Below are 21,984 nucleotides of genomic sequence, written 5' to 3' on the forward strand. Positions count from 1 at the left end.
ATATGGAGACAACATAAAAAATAGAGAAATCCGAATTTGAATTCATTCAAATTCGGATTTCTCACTAATTGAAGCTAGTTATGTCCCAGCCTCTTCAATCTTTCTCTTATTGTATAACGCTTGATTTGAAATCGTCTAAAGAGGTAAAGTAGTTATCAATCCTTATTCCAATCTATTGAGTTAGTATTTGTTGGTTTAAAATAAGATTTATACAAAATATTCTTATACAAACCTAATCTAACAAAATGATCAGAGCTTTGGTATATCCTTCCCGTCTCTACTTCATTAGAATGTAATTAAGGTTTAGGACGTATACTCATTATAGAAAAGTGAAATTATAAAAAAGCTTCAATTGACGCTGCTTTTTTCAATTCGAGAACAAAGGCTTTATATTTCTCTTCACGCTTTTCATATTCAAGGATGACACGAATGTATTCCTTTTGCATATCTCCGTTTTCAGGTGATTTTTGGTATTCATGTTCAATTTCTTCCTTGGATACACTGTTGTCTCCCAACTGATTATCAATAAATCGTTGCATACGCAATTCTTGCAATACTAATTGTTCAATCTCCAGTTTAGAGTAATCTTCTGATTCATCAATTCCAAACTCGTCAAATAATTCTTGCATACAATCAGTAATTTGTTCTTTATCAGGTTTCCATCCGGAAATGCTTCTATCCTCATTCATTTTTTGTACAATAAGCTCATGTTCAATGACTGATTCAAGAGCACAATAATAACACTCAAGAAGGTCTGATGAAGACATTTCAGAAGGTATGATACCCAACTTCATGTCGTTAATCAGCTCAATATTTAAATAGTTTAAATTTATTTCATAATCGTTAACTCTTGCCACGATGAATGGTAGTTGGATTTTTTCATTGTCAGTCAACATCAAAAAATCCGTAATAACTACATCCTCTCTACTTATACTTTGGCTGGAATTATTTTGTTTGTTTATCACTAATCATCACCATTTTCAGTCAATTTTTTAATTGCAGTTTCTATTTTTACAAACGACTTTTTAGCTCCAGGGATATTTCCTTTAATTAACAATAGGTTGCGTTCACTATCAACCTTTATGATTGTAAGATTTTGAATAGTGGTCTGTTTTCCACCCATACGTCCGGGCATTTTCTTTCCTTTGAATACTTTCATGCCATCATTTTTGGCGATTACACCGATGGAACCAGGAGCTCGATGGAATCTTGAACCGTGAGATGCAGGACCGCCACTTAATCTATGTCTTTTAATGACACCTTGAAATCCTTTTCCTTTAGATATACCAGTAACATCTACTATGTCGCCTTCTTGGAATATATCTGCACTAATACGTTTTCCAACATCTAATGATGCTCCACGAATTTCTTTAACATATCTTTTAGGAACGGTATTTGCCTTTTGACTTCTTCCAATTTCCGCTTTGATTGGATTCTTTTTATCAGAAAATCCAATTTGGATTGCATCGTATCCGTCATTTTCCAAGGTTTTCTTCTGTAACACCACATTCTCTTCCACTTCGACAACCGTCACAACTATGGGATTTCCACTATCACTAAACACTTGAGACATGCCTATTTTTCTCCCTAAGATTCCTTTTATCATAAATATCCTCCTAATAATTTAATTTATTGTTAGTAATAAATTATTAGGGTACTTCCCACGTTCTAAACATTACTCTCACCCTTATTTATTGGTTATTGTTTTTTGATAGTTTCCATACAACTGCCCGCAAGCAGCATCTATATCAATACCAAATTGGCTTCTAATGGTAACGTTAATTCCTGCTGACTTTAATTCTTTATAGAAGTTTACAACTTGATTCTCATTTACTTCTTCAAACCTCATAGGTGAACTAACAGTAGGGTTATATCTTATGATGTTTACATGAAACAAGTTCCCTCTCTTATATCTACCTCTTAAAAGGCTTACTACTTTTTTCGCATGGTCAATAGAATCATTAACTCCAGGCAACATAATATAAGCAATATAAACTTTTCTTGAGGTCACACGTATATGCTCATCTAATGTGTCCATTACATCCAATAATGGGTAGCGTTCATTAATTGGCATTAACTTGCTACGTTGTTCATTAAAAGGAGAATGTAATGAAAACGTCAGGTTGACCTGCGGATAGTTTTCAGTCATTTTTTTTATGCCCGGAATAATGCCTATAGTCGAAATAGATAACCTGCGAGGACTTAAAGCAAATAACTCCGGATTTGTAAGTACATTTAAAGCATCAAAAACTTGCACATTAGCTAATGCTTCTCCCATTCCCATAAAAGAAATACTATCAATTGAATGTCCTTTTAAGTGAAAGTACAAAATTTGATCAGTAATTTCATCTGACGTTAAGTTGCGTTTTAAACCTATATCTCCTGTTGCACAAAATTTACAACCAAAATTGCAACCGCACTGCGAGGATATACAAAATGACTCCCAACCAGCTTTATATTTCATATTTACCGTTTCTATTTTTTCGTCTCCTGAAATTCCAAATAAGACTTTTATAACTTGTTCAGAATGTTGTGCCTTTAAAGCAGCAATATTTAAAATCGATTCTCCAAACTCCTTAATTAACATTTTTCTTAGGGATTTAGGAAGAACCGTTATGTCATTGAAATTATTTATTCTCCCTTGGAATATAGCATTTGAGATTTGATTCATTCTAAAATTAGGAAATTTATTCTGCATCAAGAACTCTTGAATTCTTATATACTTGTTTTTTTGTTGCATGTTTTCTCATCCTTCCATAAAACTCTGGTTTGTTTGAGTAAATAGAAGGGAGTTATCATCTAACCTTTTTATAAAAATTAGGCACAAAAAAAACACCGACACAATTATCGGTGTTATGCTTAAATAAAATCACGCACAAATAAACAAGGACATTATGTCATTGAATTAGAGTTTATTTGCCGTAGAGAAAAAGCTCCGATAACTGTTTTTGTATGGTTATTTGGCTTAAAAAAGGACAGACTACTCCCTTTGTACGCCAAACCATTTCCAATTTTTGCATTTTTACCATACAAAATTCTAAAAACTGTTATCATTGCTTTCACCTCTTTCTTGTCAATATTAGTAATAAGTACCATATCATAAAGATTCCCATATGTAAAGTTTAAAACATAAACAAATGCTTGACGTTAAAGTATTAACTAATCTGCACGATAGCTTAAGATACAGCAGCCAAAAATGGAGGCTGTATCTTAAGCTCTTGCAACTCATTGGTTACTTTGACACCCAGCTAATGATAATGTAGCATAACTTACATTAGCCACTACCATGCCTGATATAGCACTGCCTGAAGCCCCTGCTAGTGCAACTAAAACATCTATTTTACCTTTTGTTTTTGCGCGAGAGGAAGGCCCAGTTGAATCGACTTTTTGAGCAGTACTTGTTTCAATTTTAAAAAACGAATACGAATAGTTAAACATCTCTTCCAAAATCCGTTGAATATTTAAACACTTTTAAAATCTATTTTTATGAAATTTTTCTTTTATTACCATCATCGAGTTACGAATTACATTAATTTCACTATCCGTTAGTCCACTAAACAATTGAATTATTTGTTGATCTGACTGAATATTAATTTTCTCTAGCAATTCTTCTCCCTTTTTTGTCAATAATAGAAGGTTTTTTCTACTGTCAATCGTTGAGCTTTTTTTCTCTATTAATTCTTCCTTCTCTAACTTACGTAAAATTCTGCTCATATAGCTTCTATCAATATTAAGTTCTTGCACGAGAATATTCGCAATACACTCAGTTCTCTCGCTTATTTCAAATAGTATTCGTGCTTCAGTCAGTGAATAATCTGTATCAAGAATTTGGTTATTAAATAAACCAAGTACCTTTGTGTAAAATCTATTGAATTGTCTGATATCGTAAATAATCTCTTTATCCATATATTCTCCTTTAGTTGACTTTGTCCACTTTTAACATTAATATAACTATATCCTTAAAATGTGGACTTTGTCCATGTTTTAGGGATGCCATTTTCAAAAAATCTTTCGCAATCTTATCTTTATTATTACCGAATTAAAGGAGATTATATAATATGATTATTCGAAAAATTAGAAAAGAAGACAATGCAAAGGTAAAGGAAATAATACAAGATTCACTAAAATCACTTGGATTAGCGATTCCTGGGACAGCTTATTTTGACCCTCAACTTAACGACCTTCACCAATATTATAATAATTTAAAACATGCAAACTATTGGGTAGTAGAAATGGAAGGAGAGGTAGTTGGTGGAATTGGTATAGCACCTCTTAACGAACATGATAAAGTTTGTGAATTGCAAAAGCTATACTTAAGTACAAAAACACAAGGTTTAGGATTTGGAAAGATGCTAATGGAAACAGCTTTGTCATTTGCATCTAAACATTATGCACAGTGCTACTTAGAAACAATGCATCAATTAAAAACTGCATGTATGGTATATAAAAAATTTGGATTTACACTTTTACATGAGCCACTCTCAGGTTCTGAACATTCTACTATGAATGCCTGGTATTTAAAAGATTTGAATTAACCAGAAGTCCATTAAAAACGGCTATTTGAGGAATTTTTATCGCATATTAGAATTCTCTACTGCGGCACTTTAGTAGTTTCTTATCTGAAACCCAACGTCTTACCATTGAATCAACTTTTAATTCTTTCGCTACTGTTTTATAACTCATTCCATCTTTTGATTCGAATTAATAAAGTTATTTAGTTTTAATCAAAAAGGTAAGAGCCTTACTACAAAATAAATTAGAACAAACAACTAATGAATTACTCGAAGCGAGATATACAATTGAGAAAATTATAGCAGCCTTTAATGAGGTAATTAAGGCATGTAATCAAACAGAAGCAGATTATAAAACAAATAGCTAATTACATAGTTATTTGCTTTTATTAAGAGGAAAAGGTTCTTTTGATTTACATTTCGGAGTACCGAATGCCAACAAAAGAACCTTAAATTAAGTTATTTTTTAATAAAATTTTATTTAAGTTCACACTAAATTCTTGATTTTACTGCATGTTAAAAAAAAGATTACATTGGTTACTTAGAAACTATTTTAATAACCATTAAAAATTTTAGTATCAATAATTTATCTCAAGCTTTTCTTGACCAAATGACAACTGGAATAAGGATTAAAGATAATAGACCTCCAGCTAAAGATAATGTCGCATAACTCGCATTAGCCACTACCATCCCCGAAAGAGCACCACCTGAAGCTCCTGCTAATGCAACTAAAACATCAATTTTTCCTTGCGTCTTCGCACGAGTGGAAGGCTCTGTCGAATCAACAATTTGAGCAGTACCACTAATTAAACCAAAGTTCCAGCCCAATCCAAGTAAAGAAAGAGCTACGATTAAAAGAACCATAGAATCGCTCGGTGCGAATGCTGCTATTAAACCTGCACATAACAACGTCACTCCCGAAGCTATACTCATGGCTGTTCGTCCAATTTTATCAACAAGAATACCTGTTACGAGCGACGGAAGATACATGGAACCAACATGAAATCCTATAACAATTCCTACTTCCGATAAACCATGACCATGATGTTTCATATGTACTGGTGTCATCGTCATGATAGCAACCATTACGATCTGAGTAAGAACCATAACCGTTGCACCAACTGTAAGACCTCTTTTATTGATAGCTTTTTCACTAAGGGATTCCATCTTATTTCCATATTCATTCTCTCGTTTGTTCGCTTCTATCATTTTTGCTATTTCTAACGGATCAGGACGCAACATAACAAAAAGGACAAGACCCGCTAAAATAAATGCTGTTGCAGATAAGATAAATGGACCTGCAAGCGCCGGAACACCAATGGATACAGCAAATTTCCCCATAAAATCTACTAAATTTGGCCCTGCCACAGCACCGAACGTTGTCATCATCATTGTTGTACTGATAGCCGTTGCTCGTTGTTTATTATTGGCTAAATCTGTCCCTGCATAGCGAGCCTGTAGATTTGTTGCAGTCCCTGCACCGTAGATTACTAGAGAAGCGAATAATAAAATAACACTATTCATCATGGCGGCAATTACTACACCAATTGCACCGAGTCCTCCAACAATAAAACCTGTTGATAAACCTGTGCGACGCCCATAACGTTGTGATAATTTCCCTACAACTAAAGCCGCACCTGCCGATCCTAAAGTAAATAAAGCGGATGGTACTCCTGCATAAGCATCCGTTCCCAGCATTTGTTGAGCTAAAAGTGCCCCTACCGTAATACCTGCTGCTAGCCCTGCCCCACCAAAAACTTGTGAGAGACTAACTACGATTAGCACTCGCTTATATAAGCCCTTTAGCTTTTCAGGTGAATCAATATAACTGTCTGTCACTTCTTGTGCTTTTCCAAGCATCTTTCAACACCTTCTTTCTACTTTCCCCTACATCTGCACGAAGAAAAATCTTTCTTCTGTACCGGGGACAAATAACGAAATGATAGTAAATAATCATACGGTTGTGTCTGTTCTTCTATATTCGTTCACCTACACAATGTATCAGTTTTTTTATAAACCACAATATACATACAAAAAAGAGTGGGATTTTCGGATACTAGATGCACCACAAATCTTTCTGGTTTTAGTGGCACTCCCTATCCAAGCTCACGCTCATCCCACACCTGATGGATTGGGCATTCCCGTTCGGAAAATCAATAAAAATGTAGACTTAACTAAGAAATAAGAACTGTCAAAAACCGCTTACAGATTTGACAGTTCTTTTTCTGGTTATATTTAATGAGCATGCATAACAACATTCTTTTTCTTTGAATAAAGTAAAAAAGTGATAGTTAAACTTAAGCTAATAATTCCAAAAACAAGCCCCAATCCACTTAAACCAACTAAATCCAGCATCATGCCTGTTGATAATAAGACGACCTGAAAGATGACAGAATCAATCATATTACGAAATGAGAAAAATCGCCCATGAAAATCTTTTGGCACTTGCTTTTGAAAAATCACCATTGTCGTTGGGAAAAAACAGCCTACTGAAAAACCAAAAACTCCAAAAGCCACTAATGCCAAAATTTTAATATCCGAGAATATTAGCATTAGCTCCATCGAACCGATGATAAATGCTAATATAAAAAGTAGTGTTCCAGTGTTCAGCCGTTCTGTAATAAATTTCAAACCAGCTGCACCTAGCATAAAACCTATGCCCTCAACTGTATATAATAATCCTGATATTGTCGTTGAATGATGAATCTCAGAAATTTTCATAATAACTAAATTAAAGGAACCTAAAAATAATGTTGGAATTAACATTAAGACAAGTGTCATTAAAACAACAGGGTGCTCCCTCACCATCGGTAACACTTCTTTAAAGTCGCCATTTTCTTTAGTTGCCGACGATTGATTTGCCGTTTCATCTAATTGTAGGAAGTTCGTAATAACAAACATCATTATATAGACAATAAATGAAATGATGTACAACCATTTCAGCTCAAAGAAACTTAGCATGAATCCCGCTGCAGCAGTACCTATAATCCTTGAAATCGTTCGAGCATTCATTTGCCAAGCATTTAATGTAATTAAATCCTTATCCTTAACGATCATTGGAATAATAGATTGTAGAGCAGGCATATAAAAGGCGGCTGCTATTTGCAACGTAATTAAAAAAAGAATCATCCAAATAACCGAATTTGTATAAAGTGCCATAAACATAAATAAAACACTTATAATTCGCCCTACACTAGCCCACTGTACAACTGTTTTTTTCATCGACTTGTCAATAATACGCCCAGCCAACGGACCTACAACTAAACCCGCCAATATACCGCTAGAAATAATTAATGATTTGTGAAAGTCAGACGGAACGACCTCCTGCATAAAAGCAAGATTCCCTATAATCCCAGCCCACAAGCCAAGACCTACAACAAATTCACCTAATAAAATTATCCATACATTCCGATTATGCCACATGCGTATCTCCTTGTTGTTTCATTTAGTAATCATTACATAGTAATAAAATTACAAATATTCGCACAGAGGCGTTTTACAATAATTGTATTTTTATGAATGTTAAAAAATATTTTCTACTCTATAAATATGTATTCCGTTTAGACCTTTCATTATGTTTTCTTGCCTTTTCGAATTGCTTTAAACAGTATACTATTTTTATAGAAAGTAAAAATCAGGCAAAAGTTTGAAATAATCAACAGGCAAATGACAAAAAACATCGTTTGATTCTATTATCAAACGATGTCAGACTGTAGATAAACGTTACTTTTTTTGTATAAAACTTTATGATAATTTTAATAAGCAAACCTACCATTTAGCATTCTGTGAGGAGCGTCGATACTGTCACATTTTCCTCCTGAAGTTTATGTGGTAAGGCTAGTTTTTTATATAGTGTAAAGCATAGCCATCATATTATTTTGGTTTCAGCTTGTCGACTCTTACTGTTGATGTGGAGATTGAAGCCAAGCCCGTGGAAAGCGTCACTCGGAGTGAAAATCAACTATTTATTGATACACACTAATTTATATTTATTCTTTTGTCGACAAGCTGACATCATTTGATACATGATCAAACGATGTTTCATCTTTACATAGCTTCTAATTGACTAACGAGCGATTTTCTTCGGCGCTCGGCGATTTTTTGACCTACTAATACAATGATAAATATTAAACCCACGGTTGTTGCCATCATCCCTGCAATGGACGTATCCCAAAGCTTCGCTAAATAATAGCCTATTACCGATGCTGCAGCCCCAAATAGCATACTATACATAAACATTTGTTTAATCGTTTTGCTTATTAAATAGGAGGTGGCAGCTGGTCCTATTAACATAGCGACAACTAAAATCGCGCCGACACTATCAAATGCAGAAACGGTTGTAAAGGAAATGGTTGTCATAAAGCCATAATGTAGAAAAATTACTGGTAAACCGATGGAAGCAGCATAAACTGGGTCAAAGGTAGTTAACTTCATTTCCTTAAAGAATAATAGAAGGAACCCAATGTTAACTATCAGTACAAACAATAGCATCCATACGGCCTTTGGCATTGTGATTGACAGTAATGTCCATCTATCCCAAGGTACAAATGCAATTTCACCCATTAATACATGCTCAACATCTAAATGTACATTACCAGCAAATAATGTGATGAGTAGAACACCTGCAGCAAACAAGGACGTAAAGACAACACCAATGGCAGCGTCCTCCTGAATGCCAGAGGAATTTAGTAATTGCACAAGGTAGGCCGTCAGAATTCCTGCGAATGCTGCCCCAATTAACATCCAAAAGCCATTTAATGTTTGAGTAATAATATAAGCCATGACGATGCCAAACAATACTGTATGACTAATCGCATCTGCTATCATCGACATTTTTCGTAAAATTAGAAAGACACCTGCAATCCCGCATGTAATTCCGACTAATATGCCGGTAAAAACAACCCAAAATTCAATCAACCTAACTCACCTTGCTTTCGAAACTGCATTTTCCTACGATATTTATTAAATTGCCCAGCTGGACTAATGAAATAGGAAATAAAGAAAATGGCAGCTGCTACTAATACAATAATAGGACCTGTCGATAATCCTGTTCGTATTGAGCTAATAAAGGTTCCAGTAATACCTGACACTCCACCAATTGCTGCACTAAGTACAAGCATTGAGCTCAGCTTTCTTGTCCATAATTTAGCACTAGCGGCTGGAATGATTAATAATGCCGACATTAAAATTACACCCACTGCCTGTATGCCTGTGACAATAGTCATGACAATTAAAACAGTTAGGGTAGCTTTTAAAGCTTCAATCGGTAAGCCAATTCCCTTGGCATAAACAGGGTCAAAGATAAGGAGCTTCCATTCTTTATAAAGAAGCAGGCTGACCACAATAATTATGGTTGCACTTAAAAGTAACCACATTAAATCAGCTTTTGTCATCGTCGCTGCTTTCCCAAAAATAAAATTATTTAGACCACTTTGATTGCCTAATGGACTTCGATTGACAACTGTTAAAAATACAACGCCAATCCCAAAAAATACAGTTAAAACCAACCCAATCGCTGCATCTGCTTTCAACTTCGAAAAAGAAACAATCCATTGTATACAATACACAGACAAAGCAGATGTAATGCCAGCTCCAAGCATTAATATAGGTAATTCTTTTTGCCCTGTTAATAGAAAGGCAAGTGCGATTCCTGGCAGTGCAGCATGTGCCGCCGCATCGCCTACCAAACTTTGCTTTTGGAGGAAGGAGAAGGTCCCAGTTATACCTGCAGCTATTCCAAGTAACATCGTACCGATTAGTACCCAAAGTAAGTTACCACTTAACATATTCTCCCTCCTTATACATTTTGTAGCATGAACAGTTTACCACCATAAGTTTTTTGTAATTGCTCCGGTGTAAAAACATCTTCTGTTGCTCCTGATGCTAAAATTGTTTTATTTAAAAGAATTGTATAATCAAAGTATTCTTTTACTGTTTGTAAATCATGATGTACGACAAAAATACTTTTGCCTTGAGCTTTTAAATCTTTTAAAATATCGATTATCGTTTTTTCTGTAGCAGCATCTACCCCTGCAAATGGTTCATCTAAGAAATAAATATCTGCATTTTGGGATAGCGCTCTTGCTAAGAACACCCGTTGCTGTTGTCCGCCAGAAAGTTGACCGATAGAACGGTCAGCGAAATCCTGCATGCCTACACTAGCAAGAGCCTGTTGTGCTAAAGTTTTATCCTTCTTAGTTGGTCTTTTAAATAATCCAGTATGTCCGTAACGTCCCATTAGTACAATATCAAGAGCATTAGTTGGAAAATCCCAATCTACAGCATTGCGCTGAGGAACATACCCAACTACTAAGCTTTTTGGTTCAAAAATTTTCCCAAGAATTTCAACTCTTCCTACCTTATTTGGTAGTTGATTTAAGATGGCCTTTAAAAATGTAGATTTCCCCGCTCCATTTGGACCTATAATGGCTGAGAGATGTCCCGTAGGAACTGAAACACAGGCATTTTCTAATACTATTTTCTTATCATATGCGACTGATAAATTTTCAACTGTTAATGCATTCATATTTTTCACCTACTTCAATGAATCGACGATTGTATCGATGTTATGTTGATACATACCGATATATGTACCTTCTTTTGTTCCCTCAGCACCCATAGCATCCGAGAACAATTCTCCACCAATCACAATGTCATGACCTTTTTCTTTTGCACCTTCAATAACAGCTTTCATTGCTTTATCGGAGACACTTGATTCAATAAAAATGGCTTTAATTTTGTTTACCACTAAAAAGTCCACCATTTCTTGCACATCTTTCACACCATATTCTGAATCTGTACTTAGCCCCTGTAAGCCACGCACTTCAAATCCTTGACTTCTACCAAAATAATTAAACGCGTCATGGGCTGTTACTAATATACGCTGCTTTTCTGGGATTTCGTTTACTCGATCCTTTGCATATGTTTGTAATTCATCAAGCTTTTTCAAATAAGCTTCCTCATTTTTTTCAAAATCCTCTTTATATTGCGGATATTCTTCCTGAAGTTGGTCTCCGATTGCCTGTACGACTCCTTTCCAAAGTTCAATATCAAACCAAATATGTGGATCATGTATCAAAGTTTCATCATCACTAACAAGTAGATCCTTCTTATTTAATTTTTCACCAACAGCGAGCACAGTTTTGTTTTTTGACATTTGCTCAAAAATATCAAGCATTTGCCCCTCTAGATGTAATCCGTTATAAAAAATAACTTCTGCTTTATCTAATTTTGACAAATCACTTTGTGTAGCTTTGTATAAATGGGGATCTACCCCTGGTCCCATCAAAGCTGTTACCTTTAAATGATCGCCGCTAATTTCTTTAATTGCATCTGCAATTTGACCAGTTGTTGCAACCACAACTCCTTTCTTTTCACCCTCTATTTCAGTAGAACAACCAAATAGCAATAGTGAAAATGATAAAACAAGTACTCCTAAAAAGCGTTTCATGAATTTCAATACCTCTTCTTTCTCTTTATATTTTAGGCATAATCCGTAGTTGATAAGATCATTCTGACAACTAGACATCTTTTACGGGCAATAACGCGCTACTTCCTGTTATCACTTTTTTCAGAAGGTCAATTGTTTGCTATACCCACCAAATCGAATGCTGTCAACATCTAGTTCATATCACCAATAGCCTATTTTATCTGATTTTCTTTACAAACTGGCGCCAGCTTATTCAGAAAACAATTGTCATCATTCCCGCTTCGACAGACTCGGTTATTTTCCATAAAATGCGAAAATTAATGAAATATCTCACGAAAAAATCGTCAGTTTCAAATTATCCGATTCTTTCATTCACACATTTTTATTTCCTGAATGATATTTTGTTTCCTTAAAGAAAAATATATGCCCAATACGAAAAAAAATCAACCCCTTTACAAAAATTTCTCGAAAGAAGGTTTTTTCTTCTAAAAAATTTACACATTTTTTACTTTTGCCTAGCACAAAAACGACGAGGTTGATATATAACTGCTCAAAACATTAAAAAAATGCGAGAAATCAATTTTAGACATTGATTTTTCGCGCTTTAAATTTTGAAAACACTTAAGTTCCAGCCTCTTTATATTTCTTTCATTATTGTGTAACACTTGAGTTGAAATCGGCTAAATATGGTAAAGTAACTATCAATCCTTACTCCAATCTATCGAATTAGCTTTTTAACCCTTCTACAGCAGTACAAAAATCGCACATTAACAACATTCATTTTTATAGACCTAGAGATACAGGAGAAGATGAATTTATTGCCCTATCTGATGGTGCTGATGATTATGTAAATAATCCATTTTTTCCAAAAGTTTTATTAATGAGGGCGAAAAAATTGTTGCAACTGGAATCCATTCAACGAATATACGATATTTCAATTGATATTTCAGGCAAACGTGTTTGGAAATCCGGAAAAGAATTGATTTTAACAAAGACGAATACTAGCTTTTACGTATATTTAGCCTAAATAGAAGACAAATATTATCGCGAGATCAACTACATTTAGTATGGGGAATAGACTATGAGGGTGATCCACGAACGGTAGATACACATATTCGGCGTCTACGTGAAAAAATTGGAGAGGATATTATCCAAACGCATCATGGTGTTGGATATAGCACAAGGGAATGAAACGGAAAATTGGAACAAAATTAACTATTTATACAACTCTTGTTGTTATCATCACATTTAGCATCTCACTTGCGGTATGTCAATTTTTTCTACCAAAATATTATCTTCATCAATTGAACCAAAAAGTAACGAATGCTTTTTCAGCGTAAAAGGAATTTGAAGATAAGAGTTTGGTCGAGCATCAATTTGATGTAACTATTCTTAATATCACTAGAAGATAATATTAATGTCCTAAATGAAAATTTAAAACAGCAACTTGCAAGAGAACATATTGCACTTAATATATTTGGGTTTCCGAAAAAGTACTACAAAAAGTTGATGAGGATAAGATTGTCGGCAAGGTTTATAATTAAGGAAAACAAAAGTCCAGTTTTATCGCTAATTATGATTGGAGCCTCTATGGCTAATTTTATTGATATAGCTTATTTTATTAATCGTTTTAACATATTCTTTTTGATAGTCAGCGTCTTGGTAATTATTGTTATTACTACCTTTCTATCTCGAAAACTAACAAGACCGTTAAATGAACTCAAAAAAGTTGTAAAAGAAATTGGCGAGTTGGATTTTAAACAGGCTAAAATTCTGACAGGAGATGAAATCGAGGATCTTGCAAAAAGTATTAATAAGATGAGTAAAGCACTAGAAAAAGCGCAGCAGGATCTATCTAGACGGAACATTGACTTAAAGCAATTTATGATAGGTTTAACACATGAGCTTAAAACTCCCTTAGCATTAGTTAGAGTATATTCCAGTGGAATTGAAGATGATATGGATGATGGAACTTATCTTGCAACCATTAACAAACAAGTTGATAGAATGAAAAAATAATTACAGATATGCTTTATTTCGCCAAAACAGAAGAAAACGATTCTAATAAAACAAACTTTATCCTGATATTGTCGTTGAATGATGAATCTCAGAAATTTTCATAATAACTAAATTAAAGGAACCTAAAAATAATGTTGGAATTAACATTAAGACAAGTGTCATTAAAACAACAGGGTGCTCCCTCACCATCGGTAACACTTCTTTAAAGTCGCCATTTTCTTTAGTTGCCGACGATTGATTTGCCGTTTCATCTAATTGTAGGGAGTTCGTAATAACAAACATCATTATATAGACAATAAATGAAATGATGTACAACCATTTCAGCTCAAAGAAACTTAGCATGAATCCCGCTGCAGCAGTACCAATAATCCTTGAAATCGTTCGAGCATTCATTTGCCAAGCATTTAATGTAATTAAATCCTTATCCTTAACGATCATTGGAATAATAGATTGTAGAGCAGGCATATAAAAAGCGGCTGCTATTTGCAACGTAATTAAAAAAAGAATCATCCAAATAACCGAATTTGTATAAAGTGCCATAAACATAAATAAAACACTTATAATTCGCCCTACACTAGCCCGCTGTATAACTGTTTTTTTCATCGACTTGTCAATAATACGCCCAGCCAACGGACCTACAACTAAACCCGCCAATATACCACTAGAAATAATTAATGATTTCTGAAAGTCAGACGGAACGACTTTTTGCATAAAAGCTAGATTCCCTATAATGCCAGCCCACAAACCAAGACCTACAACAAATTCACCTAATAAAATTATCCATACATTCCGATTACGCCACATGCTGTATCTCCTTGTTGTATCATTAATTAATAAATCGTAACAAAATTACAAATATTAACACATAGTCATTTTACAATAATTTAATTATATGTATGTCTTGAATATATTTAGTTCTTTAATTATGTAATATCGCCTTATCGATCACATCAGGAAAGCGATAAAAAACATCGTTTGATTCCATTATCAAACGATGTCCGTGTAGCTTTTATAAAAAGATTGATTGTTTATAAAGAAATGCACTTAAACTTACAGGTTAGGTTAGTCGAAGAAGAAACTTTCAAAACAATAGAAAAGACCTCTTACCCTATTCTAGGATTGTAGACTCCCAATAAACACTAATTCTGATGCATCTCTAGAATCTAAAGCACCGTTCATAATTTCTTGTACATCATTCAAAGTATCCTTAAGGCTGACAGATTGGCCCGGTTTATTTGTAAAGGGCTCAGCAGTATAAAAAGGCTGAGTTAGATATGCTTCAAGTCTCTCTCCTCTTTGATATGTTTGTAACTCAGAGGCCGGAATCCGTTCAATCCCACTAGCATTCACTAATGAACGTAGTTCCCGATAACGGCGAAGAAGTTTTAGGGCTTTTTGTTGAATTGTGAAATGTTCCTGATCTAAATGTGCTCCTTCGAGAACAGTTGATGTTGAACTAAGAGGATTAACAGCTGGATAGCGGTGTCTTGCAGCAAGATCAGCATCAAACTGCCAAAAGGTTTCAAGTGGTCCATAAGGTAAATCTTCATCAACAACTTCACCTGTTAAATCTACAAGGAAAGTTGTAACAGAATGAATTCCAATCCCTTGGAGATTCTCCTGCAGTTGTTGGATTCCTCCTGTTATAACATGGGTTCTGTCTGCAACGAACATAATATCCTTGTCTCCACCAATATTCGCAATACTCTCATACGTGTCTTCAATGGTGTTTGTAATGATTTCTACATTTTCAACAAGGTCATTTAATCCTTGATGTTCACCTTCAGGCATTAAAAGGATTGTTTTATATGCTTCATTTTTAAATCGATAGAGTAATTCTGCTAATACAACGAGCTGCCCCATTCCAGGGCGTGCAACCAATCCGACAGTACCTCCTTTTGCTAAAGGAGCAAATAAATCTAAAGTTTTGATTTTAGTTTCTATCATTTCGATTTTCTCCCCTCTGATAATCAGATTATCCAAGCTGCAATCGGCTAATGATGCAAGTGCAACTAAAGTCCGAACCTCGGCTCTACCAACAGGTATTTTTCCCGTGCATAGGTTAGAAACGGTTGCTGATCGCAAGCCAACTTGCCGGGCTGCACTTGTTAAATTCGGTACTTTCCTGCGTAATAAGCTTACGTTTAATCTCAAGTCATCCATTTTTCCACAATTCCCCTCCTTTACTCTATATAGTAAATTAAATGGAGTTATAACGCAATAAAAATTTACTCTTTAAAATAATTTTAATTACTTTAGAGAGTAAATAATATACAAGGCTATTCAAACTCAAGGAAGAGGTGCATTGAATGAACGATTAAGTTGTATGAACACATAAAAATTGTTTTAATTTTTCATTAACTAACAGGGGCTTTAGTGCAACAAGCGTATCAAAAATAATCAAACTTTTTATAATAAATTTTATTTGCCACATAAAATAAGAGCATGTTTTGATTAATCTTTTTTCAAAACATGCTCTTTGAATTTGTCCTTATATCAAAGTTGATATTGTTAATTTAATCAAAATTACAAAGCTACATACAATAGATAAACGTTATGTTTTTACATAAAGCTTTATGGGAGTTTTAAGGCAAATCAGGCATTTATGAGGCACGTCAAAACTGGGTCTACGAAAAATTAGCAAGATATCTCGCTTTCAATTTATTTTAATTTTCTTACAAGGCGACGCCAGCCTATCCAGAAAATAATGACCATCATCCCTGCACCAACAGACTCGGTCAGTTTCCATAAAAGTATAAGAATTAGCAAAATAATTAACGGAAGAATCGTTAGCTTTAGATCATCTAACTCTTTCATTCATGCACTCTTCTTTCTTAAGTGACATAATTAGTACTCAAATACTTCCAACAAGCATAAAACACTAAAATTTCTTGTATAAAAAGTGCTGGTGTTTACTCTCGAATTTATATTTTTTGATATGACATATCTCCCCCATCCTACATTTAAATAACATGGATATTGCTTATCTTCATCATATTCTGAAGGTAGCATAATGGAAACCTTCTGCTTTTTTATTTTCACTTGATGATTTTGCATCAAAATTTTTAGCACCATCATTAATTGTTACAAAATGATGCAACGCTTTACTAACAGTCGATGATAGCAGCACTGAATTCTTACATACTCGCTTCTTCCCGAACAATCACGAATATTTTTGCATTTAACCTATATTTAACCTTCCGCATATTTCAGCTGATACTTTTCCATTACTCGGCTAAAAAACGAGGCTAAAACTTGCTGAAATAGCATACCAAACACTACAGGCATAACCGTCTTTGCAGGAAAGTATGTAGTCGCTACTACAACCCCTACAGCAATATTACGCATCCCTCCTGTAAAAACGAACATCGTAACAATACTTTTATCCTTCCAAAGTATATGCCCTAACACTAAGCAAAAAGCATATCCTGATACAGCAAGTAGAAATACGACCAAAATAACACTAACAAGCTCCAAATTAATATTTTTAATATACGGTGCAATTGCACTACTATTAATCATTACAATACTAAATAAGCTAAGTTTTGAAAAAGGGGCTAATTTCTTATCTAGTGTCAGCTCAATTTCACCTTTAGTAAACTCATTTAACGCTACACCTATTAGAGAAGGCACAACAATCATCCAAAGTAAATCTAGAATGAGACCAACTGTATCAATTTCGATTGTTTGCCCTACAACAATATGAAGTAATGCAGGAATGACAACGGGCGAAATGAGTGTATCGATTAAAATAATTGCAAGACACAATGTAAGATGCCCCCTACAAATACTAACCCAAATAAAGCTAGTTACTCCTGTTGGTATAGCGACTGCTATAACAAAACCAATTGTTAGTAGATGATCTTGAAAGATGATGTTTGATACAAAATAAGCCCAAATTGGCATGAGTAGGTGTAAAAATGCAATAACAATTAATATAGCTGTTGGGTATTTTTTAAGATTTTTTATTCCTTCAAAATTCATGCTTAAACTACCTGCAAATGTCATAAAAGCAAACAACCACGGCACTAAAAATAAGAGCTGATGCCCTACGTTCTCAAACAACACACCAATCACTAAGCTAAGCGGTGTTAAAATAGGCATCCATTTTTGAAGGTATTTATTAAAACTATTCAACATCTCTTTTTATTCCTTCTTTCATAAAAGAATAGTTTTCTTTAGTTTATAAACTAGAAAAATTTGCAGTTTATATCCATATCCTTCAAACTATTAACATGACTAGAAAGAAAGGATGACTGTGACTAATGAAAAAATTAGTGTGCACTTTATTGCTTCCCCTACTTGTTGTGGCAACTGGATACACTGTACAAGCTGCTGGCTTTAAAGATGTGCCAGAAGATCACTATGCCTATGAAGCCATCATGTGGGCAGAGGAATATGATATCGTTAATGGCTATCCAGATGGTACATTTAAGCCCAATGCAACAATCACAGAGCAACAATTCGCAAAACTACTTGCTAATTTTTATGAGCTTGAATCACCTTATGATGAGTTAAAAAAACAAACCCCTGCTGCAAACGGGTCTGACGAATATTATAATCGTCTTGCGAGCTACGGTGTTCCATTAAACGGATATTTCGATAATAATATTCGCGCAGCTAGTGTGAAGCGAGGTGTTGTGGCACAGGCAATTACACATTTAGCTAATGGTAAAAGTGGATTAGATCAATCCATAAAGTTTTTAATCGATTATTATATTTCCACTGGTCAAAACTTCCAGTATGAAAACCGCAATTTACAGAAATTTTTTGGCGTATCTAACAATATGACACGAGCTCAAGTCGTGACAATGCTACACCGTATGGATGAAAGAAATTTTTATGAAATTTCAGAGGACGCACAGGCCATTCATGAAAATACGAGTAAGGCTTCTTTAAATACACGAGCGAAAAATGGTCAAAGTCAGCTAGATCAAACAATGCAGCTGATAACACCTTCTAAAAGTGCTTGGGATGGTAACTATTCGTATTACTATAAATGGGGTACAGGCTCAACTGATTTTAATCGTCGTGATGTCTATATTTCAAACGCAACAAGCAAAAGCTTTACTATATTTATTACTGCCAATGATGGGACAGCTACAGGGAGTGTCGACGGGACAGCAACGATTAATTCTAGCACTAAGGCTGTGATGAACAAATCCTCAAATGGCAATCGTTGTGTATTAGAATTTGAGCGCCTTAATAATGCGCTTAAAATTACCGAGGTAGATTGTCGTACAGAGCATGATGAAGGAACTAATTTTTCTGGCACTTTAAAGAAACAATGAGTTTTCCATAGGCCAACTGAAAATAAAGAAACACCCTTGAGGTACTTTTATAAATCACAATAATACTCTTTCTTAGTGAAAAGAACTAAAAAGTGCGAAATGGATAAAAAAATCATTCGCACTTTTTTAATTATTTTAAAAAATCAATCAAAATGGATTCTAAATCGAAGTCTGGTACAACAAAATATACCTTTAAAACTGCTTATACATCTTCATGGCAATCTCTATAAAATCAGCGAGATACGGAGATATGTGTTTATCCTTATGCCAAGCGATATCCGTAAAAATATCAGCTAAATTCATGGATGTAGTCAGTTCTTTTAAACGATTGTTTTCTAATTCCTTCTCCACCACCATTTTGGGTAAGAATGTAATACCTAAACCAGACATCACACATTGCTTAATAGCTTCAATACTTGCAAATTCAATCATTTGTATTGGTAGCGCACCTTCCTGCTGAAGCTGTACTTCCAATTGATTACGGTAGGAGCAGCCGCTTTCCGCCAAAAGCATCGTTTCATTTGAAAGTTGCTGTACAGAAAATACCTTTTTCTCCGCGTTGTTACTAGTAGAAGCACTGACAAATACTAATTGCTCTCGAATAAGTCGCTCACGATGTAACATGGGTGTTTCCTTATACGCATCTGTAATAAACGCGATATCTAGATTGCCTGACTGCAATAATTCTTTGGCGATTTCGGTTGTATTGACAGGCTTAAAAATGATTTTTACTTGCGGATGGGCTTTCTGAAATTGTTGTAAAATACTCGGCAGACGGTACACACATTGACTTTCCTGTGCACCTATTTTTAACACTGCTTGTGCTTTTTCATTTAATACAGCTTTTTTCATATCCATATTTAAATCTAACATTTTTTGAGCATACTGTTGTAATCGCTTGCCCTCCTCTGTAAGGGTAATGCGTTTTCCAAGCCTCTCAAAAAGAACTACACCAAGCTCTTCTTCAAGCGATTTAATTTGTGCTGTAATACTCGACTGAGCATAGCCTAGTAGCTGTGCAGTCTGGGTAAAACTTAACGTTTCTGAAGCTGTTAAAAACGTTTGCAGTTGTTTAAGATCCATCTTTCCCACCTCTAAATCGTTTTTTTCGATATATTTCATCGAAAGATTCTGCTTTATCGATAATAAATATAAGTTTACACTTGTTATAGTCTGAAGAATAGAGGAGGATTCTAATGAATATTACCACTTTTATCGGAAGCTCTAGAGCCGGTAGTAATAGTGAACAACTAGCTGATTATGTATTAGATGGCATAAATCATGTAAAAATAGATCTAAAAAAATTAACGATTGAGCCCATCAACGATTTACGTCATGATAACGATGGCTTTCAGTTTGTAGATGATGATTATGATCAAATTATCCATGCATTTTTAACAAGCGATCTCGTTATTTTTGCAACACCGATATATTGGTACAGCATGTCGGGAATCATGAAGAACATGGTGGATCGACTGAGTCAAGCTATCCGAGATGAGCGGTTTCCACAGCTAAAAGAGAAACTACAAACTACAGAAGCCATTGTTCTTGCTGTCGGTGGTGACGACCCATATATAAAGGGTCTACCAATGATTCAACAATTCCAATATATTTTTGACTTCTTAAAGATGCCGTTCTCCTCATATATTATCGGTGAAGCAAACAAACCTGGTGAGATAATTCATGATGAACAAGCACTGACGCAGGCATCCATATTAAATAAGAAATTAAAAGCACGTATTTATCCCATTTAAAAAACGACCTGAAAGCGGCTATGCTTTTAGGTCGTTTCATTATGTTGTAAACAAAATGGTCGAGGAAATCTTGGTGAAAATTAAGGTGTCCTAATAAATAGTAGTATGCCCCTTCGGCAAAACGAGGGGTTGATTTCCGTTCCGACTGAGCGCTTTGTTGCTGACGCTTCGCTTTCGCACAGATAAAACATCTGCAATTTGTGCATTACGTAAAATAAAATCCGCCTCAATTTTTCCTTACGTTGTTAATATATTTTGTGCAAGCTGTTGTCATTCTCTGCACCCCTGTTTTCTTTTTGAATTATCATGCATGAACACTCGCCTAAATTCAAGTTAAGATTTATCATTTAACAATGAATATTTTCTTCATTTTCAATAAATAATCAAAAAACGACCACAGCTTAATGGTCGTTTGTAAATTCGAGTTCCTTAGGTGGTTCCCCTTTTTTATTCATCAAACGCATACGAATTGGTTCGATTTTTAGTGTAATCATTTCATCATGATTACCAACGAAAATGCTTGTAAAAAATTCTGCTAACTTATTTTTTATTCCATCCTCTAGAATTTCTGTTAGCTTTCCTTCAATTTCAACATACGTATCACCAAAGCCTCTATTTTCGTATCCATACAATATATGTGTATATGGATTTTTACGAAGCTCCTCCATTTTTTCAGAATGTTTATTCGTTACTGTGTACAAAACAAAATCTTCATGTTGGAATGTCATATAGCGTGAGAACGGTTTGCCATTCGCAACTGTTGCCATCGTTCCTATTTTTTCCCGATTTAAAACTTCTAATATTTCATCTCGTACAGAGGTCATGTCATCTCATCCTTTCTGATTTCCTTTATTTTGTCCTTTTTTAGCGAGTCTAACCTTATTTTTTGAAAAATGTGAAATGACAATCTTCGGCTTATTTATAAATTTATTGCTATAATATTTTGTTAGACAACACGAATTTTTAGAATGAGGTTATAA

General features: G+C 34.6%; 21 protein-coding genes and 1 pseudogene. 5 read left to right on the forward strand and 17 right to left on the reverse strand.

The window, feature by feature from the left end; translation table 11 throughout:
- Positions 1–335 precede the first annotated feature (335 nt).
- The 5 genes and pseudogenes from ABH966_RS16785 to ABH966_RS16805 all read right to left on the reverse strand — a co-directional run bounded on the left by ABH966_RS16785 (position 336) and on the right by ABH966_RS16805 (position 3,906).
- Positions 336–965 (reverse strand): hypothetical protein, encoded by a 630-nt coding sequence (locus ABH966_RS16785; protein ID WP_370080319.1) that lies wholly within the window; start codon positions 963–965, stop codon positions 336–338.
- Positions 965–1,606 carry a 50S ribosomal protein L3 gene (gene rplC / locus ABH966_RS16790; protein WP_370080321.1) on the reverse strand — a complete coding sequence of 214 codons (642 nt, stop codon included), beginning with the start codon at positions 1,604–1,606 and terminating at the stop codon, positions 965–967. Before rplC ends, ABH966_RS16785 begins: the two co-directional genes overlap by 1 nt.
- A gap of 81 nt (positions 1,607–1,687) precedes the next feature.
- Positions 1,688–2,740 (reverse strand): Cfr family 23S rRNA (adenine(2503)-C(8))-methyltransferase, encoded by a 1,053-nt coding sequence (locus ABH966_RS16795; RefSeq protein WP_370080323.1) that lies wholly within the window; start codon positions 2,738–2,740, stop codon positions 1,688–1,690.
- Between the two features lie 485 nt (positions 2,741–3,225).
- Positions 3,226–3,402 (reverse strand): annotated as a pseudogene (locus tag ABH966_RS16800) (MFS transporter); the annotation flags it as partial.
- A 69-nt stretch (positions 3,403–3,471) separates the two neighbouring features.
- Positions 3,472–3,906, reverse strand: coding sequence for a MarR family winged helix-turn-helix transcriptional regulator (locus tag ABH966_RS16805; protein WP_370080325.1), 435 nt, complete (start codon positions 3,904–3,906; stop codon positions 3,472–3,474).
- Positions 3,907–4,058: 152 nt separating this feature from the next.
- Here ABH966_RS16805 and ABH966_RS16810 point away from each other — a divergent pair, with 152 nt between their 5' ends.
- Positions 4,059–4,535 (forward strand): GNAT family N-acetyltransferase, encoded by a 477-nt coding sequence (locus tag ABH966_RS16810; RefSeq protein ID WP_370080327.1) that lies wholly within the window; start codon positions 4,059–4,061, stop codon positions 4,533–4,535.
- Positions 4,536–5,102: 567 nt separating this feature from the next.
- Here ABH966_RS16810 and ABH966_RS16815 read toward each other — a convergent pair.
- The 6 genes from ABH966_RS16815 to ABH966_RS16840 form a co-directional block, all read right to left on the reverse strand.
- Positions 5,103–6,371, reverse strand: a complete 1,269-nt coding sequence (locus tag ABH966_RS16815) for an MFS transporter (protein WP_370080329.1) — start codon at positions 6,369–6,371, stop codon at positions 5,103–5,105.
- A 375-nt stretch (positions 6,372–6,746) separates the two neighbouring features.
- Positions 6,747–7,934: an MFS transporter gene (locus ABH966_RS16820; RefSeq protein WP_370080331.1), complete on the reverse strand. Its 1,188-nt coding sequence runs from the start codon at positions 7,932–7,934 to the stop codon at positions 6,747–6,749.
- Positions 7,935–8,558: 624 nt separating this feature from the next.
- Complete coding sequence (locus ABH966_RS16825) at positions 8,559–9,428, reverse strand: metal ABC transporter permease (RefSeq protein WP_370080333.1); 870 nt, start codon at positions 9,426–9,428, stop codon at positions 8,559–8,561.
- Positions 9,425–10,297 (reverse strand): metal ABC transporter permease, encoded by an 873-nt coding sequence (locus ABH966_RS16830; RefSeq protein WP_370080335.1) that lies wholly within the window; start codon positions 10,295–10,297, stop codon positions 9,425–9,427. Before ABH966_RS16830 ends, ABH966_RS16825 begins: the two co-directional genes overlap by 4 nt.
- Before the next feature lie 11 nt (positions 10,298–10,308).
- On the reverse strand, positions 10,309–11,037 hold the full coding sequence (locus ABH966_RS16835) for a metal ABC transporter ATP-binding protein (RefSeq protein ID WP_370080337.1): 729 nt from the start codon (positions 11,035–11,037) through the stop codon (positions 10,309–10,311).
- A gap of 9 nt (positions 11,038–11,046) precedes the next feature.
- A complete protein-coding gene (locus tag ABH966_RS16840; protein WP_370080339.1) occupies positions 11,047–11,961 on the reverse strand; it encodes a metal ABC transporter solute-binding protein, Zn/Mn family in 915 nt (304 codons plus the stop codon).
- Positions 11,962–12,978: 1,017 nt separating this feature from the next.
- Here ABH966_RS16840 and ABH966_RS16845 point away from each other — a divergent pair.
- Positions 12,979–13,131 carry a winged helix-turn-helix domain-containing protein gene (locus ABH966_RS16845; RefSeq protein ID WP_370080485.1) on the forward strand — a complete coding sequence of 51 codons (153 nt, stop codon included), beginning with the start codon at positions 12,979–12,981 and terminating at the stop codon, positions 13,129–13,131.
- Positions 13,132–13,461: 330 nt separating this feature from the next.
- Positions 13,462–13,959 carry a HAMP domain-containing protein gene (locus tag ABH966_RS16850; protein ID WP_370080341.1) on the forward strand — a complete coding sequence of 166 codons (498 nt, stop codon included), beginning with the start codon at positions 13,462–13,464 and terminating at the stop codon, positions 13,957–13,959.
- Positions 13,960–14,016: 57 nt separating this feature from the next.
- Here the strand turns inward: ABH966_RS16850 and ABH966_RS16855 are convergent, their stop codons facing one another.
- From ABH966_RS16855 to ABH966_RS16870, 4 genes are all read right to left on the reverse strand, one after another.
- On the reverse strand, positions 14,017–14,763 hold the full coding sequence (locus tag ABH966_RS16855) for an MFS transporter (RefSeq protein WP_370080343.1): 747 nt from the start codon (positions 14,761–14,763) through the stop codon (positions 14,017–14,019).
- 309 nt (positions 14,764–15,072) lie between these two features.
- The gene (locus ABH966_RS16860) at positions 15,073–16,122 is read right to left on the reverse strand and encodes a P-loop NTPase family protein (RefSeq protein WP_370080345.1); all 1,050 of its coding nucleotides are present in this window, start codon (positions 16,120–16,122) and stop codon (positions 15,073–15,075) included.
- 498 nt (positions 16,123–16,620) lie between these two features.
- Complete coding sequence (locus ABH966_RS16865) at positions 16,621–16,776, reverse strand: hypothetical protein (RefSeq protein ID WP_370080347.1); 156 nt, start codon at positions 16,774–16,776, stop codon at positions 16,621–16,623.
- A gap of 375 nt (positions 16,777–17,151) precedes the next feature.
- A complete protein-coding gene (locus ABH966_RS16870) occupies positions 17,152–18,099 on the reverse strand; it encodes a bile acid:sodium symporter family protein (protein WP_370080349.1) in 948 nt (315 codons plus the stop codon).
- A 125-nt stretch (positions 18,100–18,224) separates the two neighbouring features.
- Here ABH966_RS16870 and ABH966_RS16875 point away from each other — a divergent pair, with 125 nt between their 5' ends.
- Positions 18,225–19,250, forward strand: a complete 1,026-nt coding sequence (locus tag ABH966_RS16875) for an S-layer homology domain-containing protein (protein WP_370080351.1) — start codon at positions 18,225–18,227, stop codon at positions 19,248–19,250.
- Positions 19,251–19,442: 192 nt separating this feature from the next.
- Here the strand turns inward: ABH966_RS16875 and ABH966_RS16880 are convergent, their stop codons facing one another.
- Positions 19,443–20,333 carry a LysR family transcriptional regulator gene (locus tag ABH966_RS16880; protein WP_370080487.1) on the reverse strand — a complete coding sequence of 297 codons (891 nt, stop codon included), beginning with the start codon at positions 20,331–20,333 and terminating at the stop codon, positions 19,443–19,445.
- A gap of 113 nt (positions 20,334–20,446) precedes the next feature.
- Here ABH966_RS16880 and ABH966_RS16885 point away from each other — a divergent pair, with 113 nt between their 5' ends.
- Positions 20,447–21,004: a flavodoxin family protein gene (locus ABH966_RS16885; RefSeq protein WP_370080353.1), complete on the forward strand. Its 558-nt coding sequence runs from the start codon at positions 20,447–20,449 to the stop codon at positions 21,002–21,004.
- Positions 21,005–21,405: 401 nt separating this feature from the next.
- On the opposite strand, the gene ABH966_RS16890 is transcribed toward ABH966_RS16885, so the two are convergent.
- On the reverse strand, positions 21,406–21,828 hold the full coding sequence (locus ABH966_RS16890) for a pyridoxamine 5'-phosphate oxidase family protein (protein WP_370080355.1): 423 nt from the start codon (positions 21,826–21,828) through the stop codon (positions 21,406–21,408).
- Positions 21,829–21,984: the final 156 nt, after the last annotated feature.

Source organism: Lysinibacillus sp. RC46 (genome assembly GCF_041262385.1).
Lineage (GTDB): Bacteria > Bacillota > Bacilli > Bacillales_A > Planococcaceae > Lysinibacillus.

Coding starts and splice junctions, on each gene's coding strand:
- rplC (WP_370080321.1), bottom strand. CDS start 1,606: ATGATAAAAGGAATCTTAGGGAGAAAAATAGGCATGTCTCAAGTGTTT.
- ABH966_RS16795 (WP_370080323.1), bottom strand. CDS start 2,740: ATGCAACAAAAAAACAAGTATATAAGAATTCAAGAGTTCTTGATGCAG.
- ABH966_RS16805 (WP_370080325.1), bottom strand. CDS start 3,906: ATGGATAAAGAGATTATTTACGATATCAGACAATTCAATAGATTTTAC.
- ABH966_RS16810 (WP_370080327.1), top strand. CDS start 4,059: ATGATTATTCGAAAAATTAGAAAAGAAGACAATGCAAAGGTAAAGGAA.
- ABH966_RS16815 (WP_370080329.1), bottom strand. CDS start 6,371: ATGCTTGGAAAAGCACAAGAAGTGACAGACAGTTATATTGATTCACCT.
- ABH966_RS16820 (WP_370080331.1), bottom strand. CDS start 7,934: ATGTGGCATAATCGGAATGTATGGATAATTTTATTAGGTGAATTTGTT.
- ABH966_RS16830 (WP_370080335.1), bottom strand. CDS start 10,297: ATGTTAAGTGGTAACTTACTTTGGGTACTAATCGGTACGATGTTACTT.
- ABH966_RS16835 (WP_370080337.1), bottom strand. CDS start 11,037: ATGAATGCATTAACAGTTGAAAATTTATCAGTCGCATATGATAAGAAA.
- ABH966_RS16840 (WP_370080339.1), bottom strand. CDS start 11,961: ATGAAACGCTTTTTAGGAGTACTTGTTTTATCATTTTCACTATTGCTA.
- ABH966_RS16855 (WP_370080343.1), bottom strand. CDS start 14,763: ATGTGGCGTAATCGGAATGTATGGATAATTTTATTAGGTGAATTTGTT.
- ABH966_RS16860 (WP_370080345.1), bottom strand. CDS start 16,122: ATGGATGACTTGAGATTAAACGTAAGCTTATTACGCAGGAAAGTACCG.
- ABH966_RS16865 (WP_370080347.1), bottom strand. CDS start 16,776: ATGAAAGAGTTAGATGATCTAAAGCTAACGATTCTTCCGTTAATTATT.
- ABH966_RS16870 (WP_370080349.1), bottom strand. CDS start 18,099: ATGTTGAATAGTTTTAATAAATACCTTCAAAAATGGATGCCTATTTTA.
- ABH966_RS16875 (WP_370080351.1), top strand. CDS start 18,225: ATGAAAAAATTAGTGTGCACTTTATTGCTTCCCCTACTTGTTGTGGCA.
- ABH966_RS16880 (WP_370080487.1), bottom strand. CDS start 20,333: ATGGATCTTAAACAACTGCAAACGTTTTTAACAGCTTCAGAAACGTTA.
- ABH966_RS16885 (WP_370080353.1), top strand. CDS start 20,447: ATGAATATTACCACTTTTATCGGAAGCTCTAGAGCCGGTAGTAATAGT.
- ABH966_RS16890 (WP_370080355.1), bottom strand. CDS start 21,828: ATGACCTCTGTACGAGATGAAATATTAGAAGTTTTAAATCGGGAAAAA.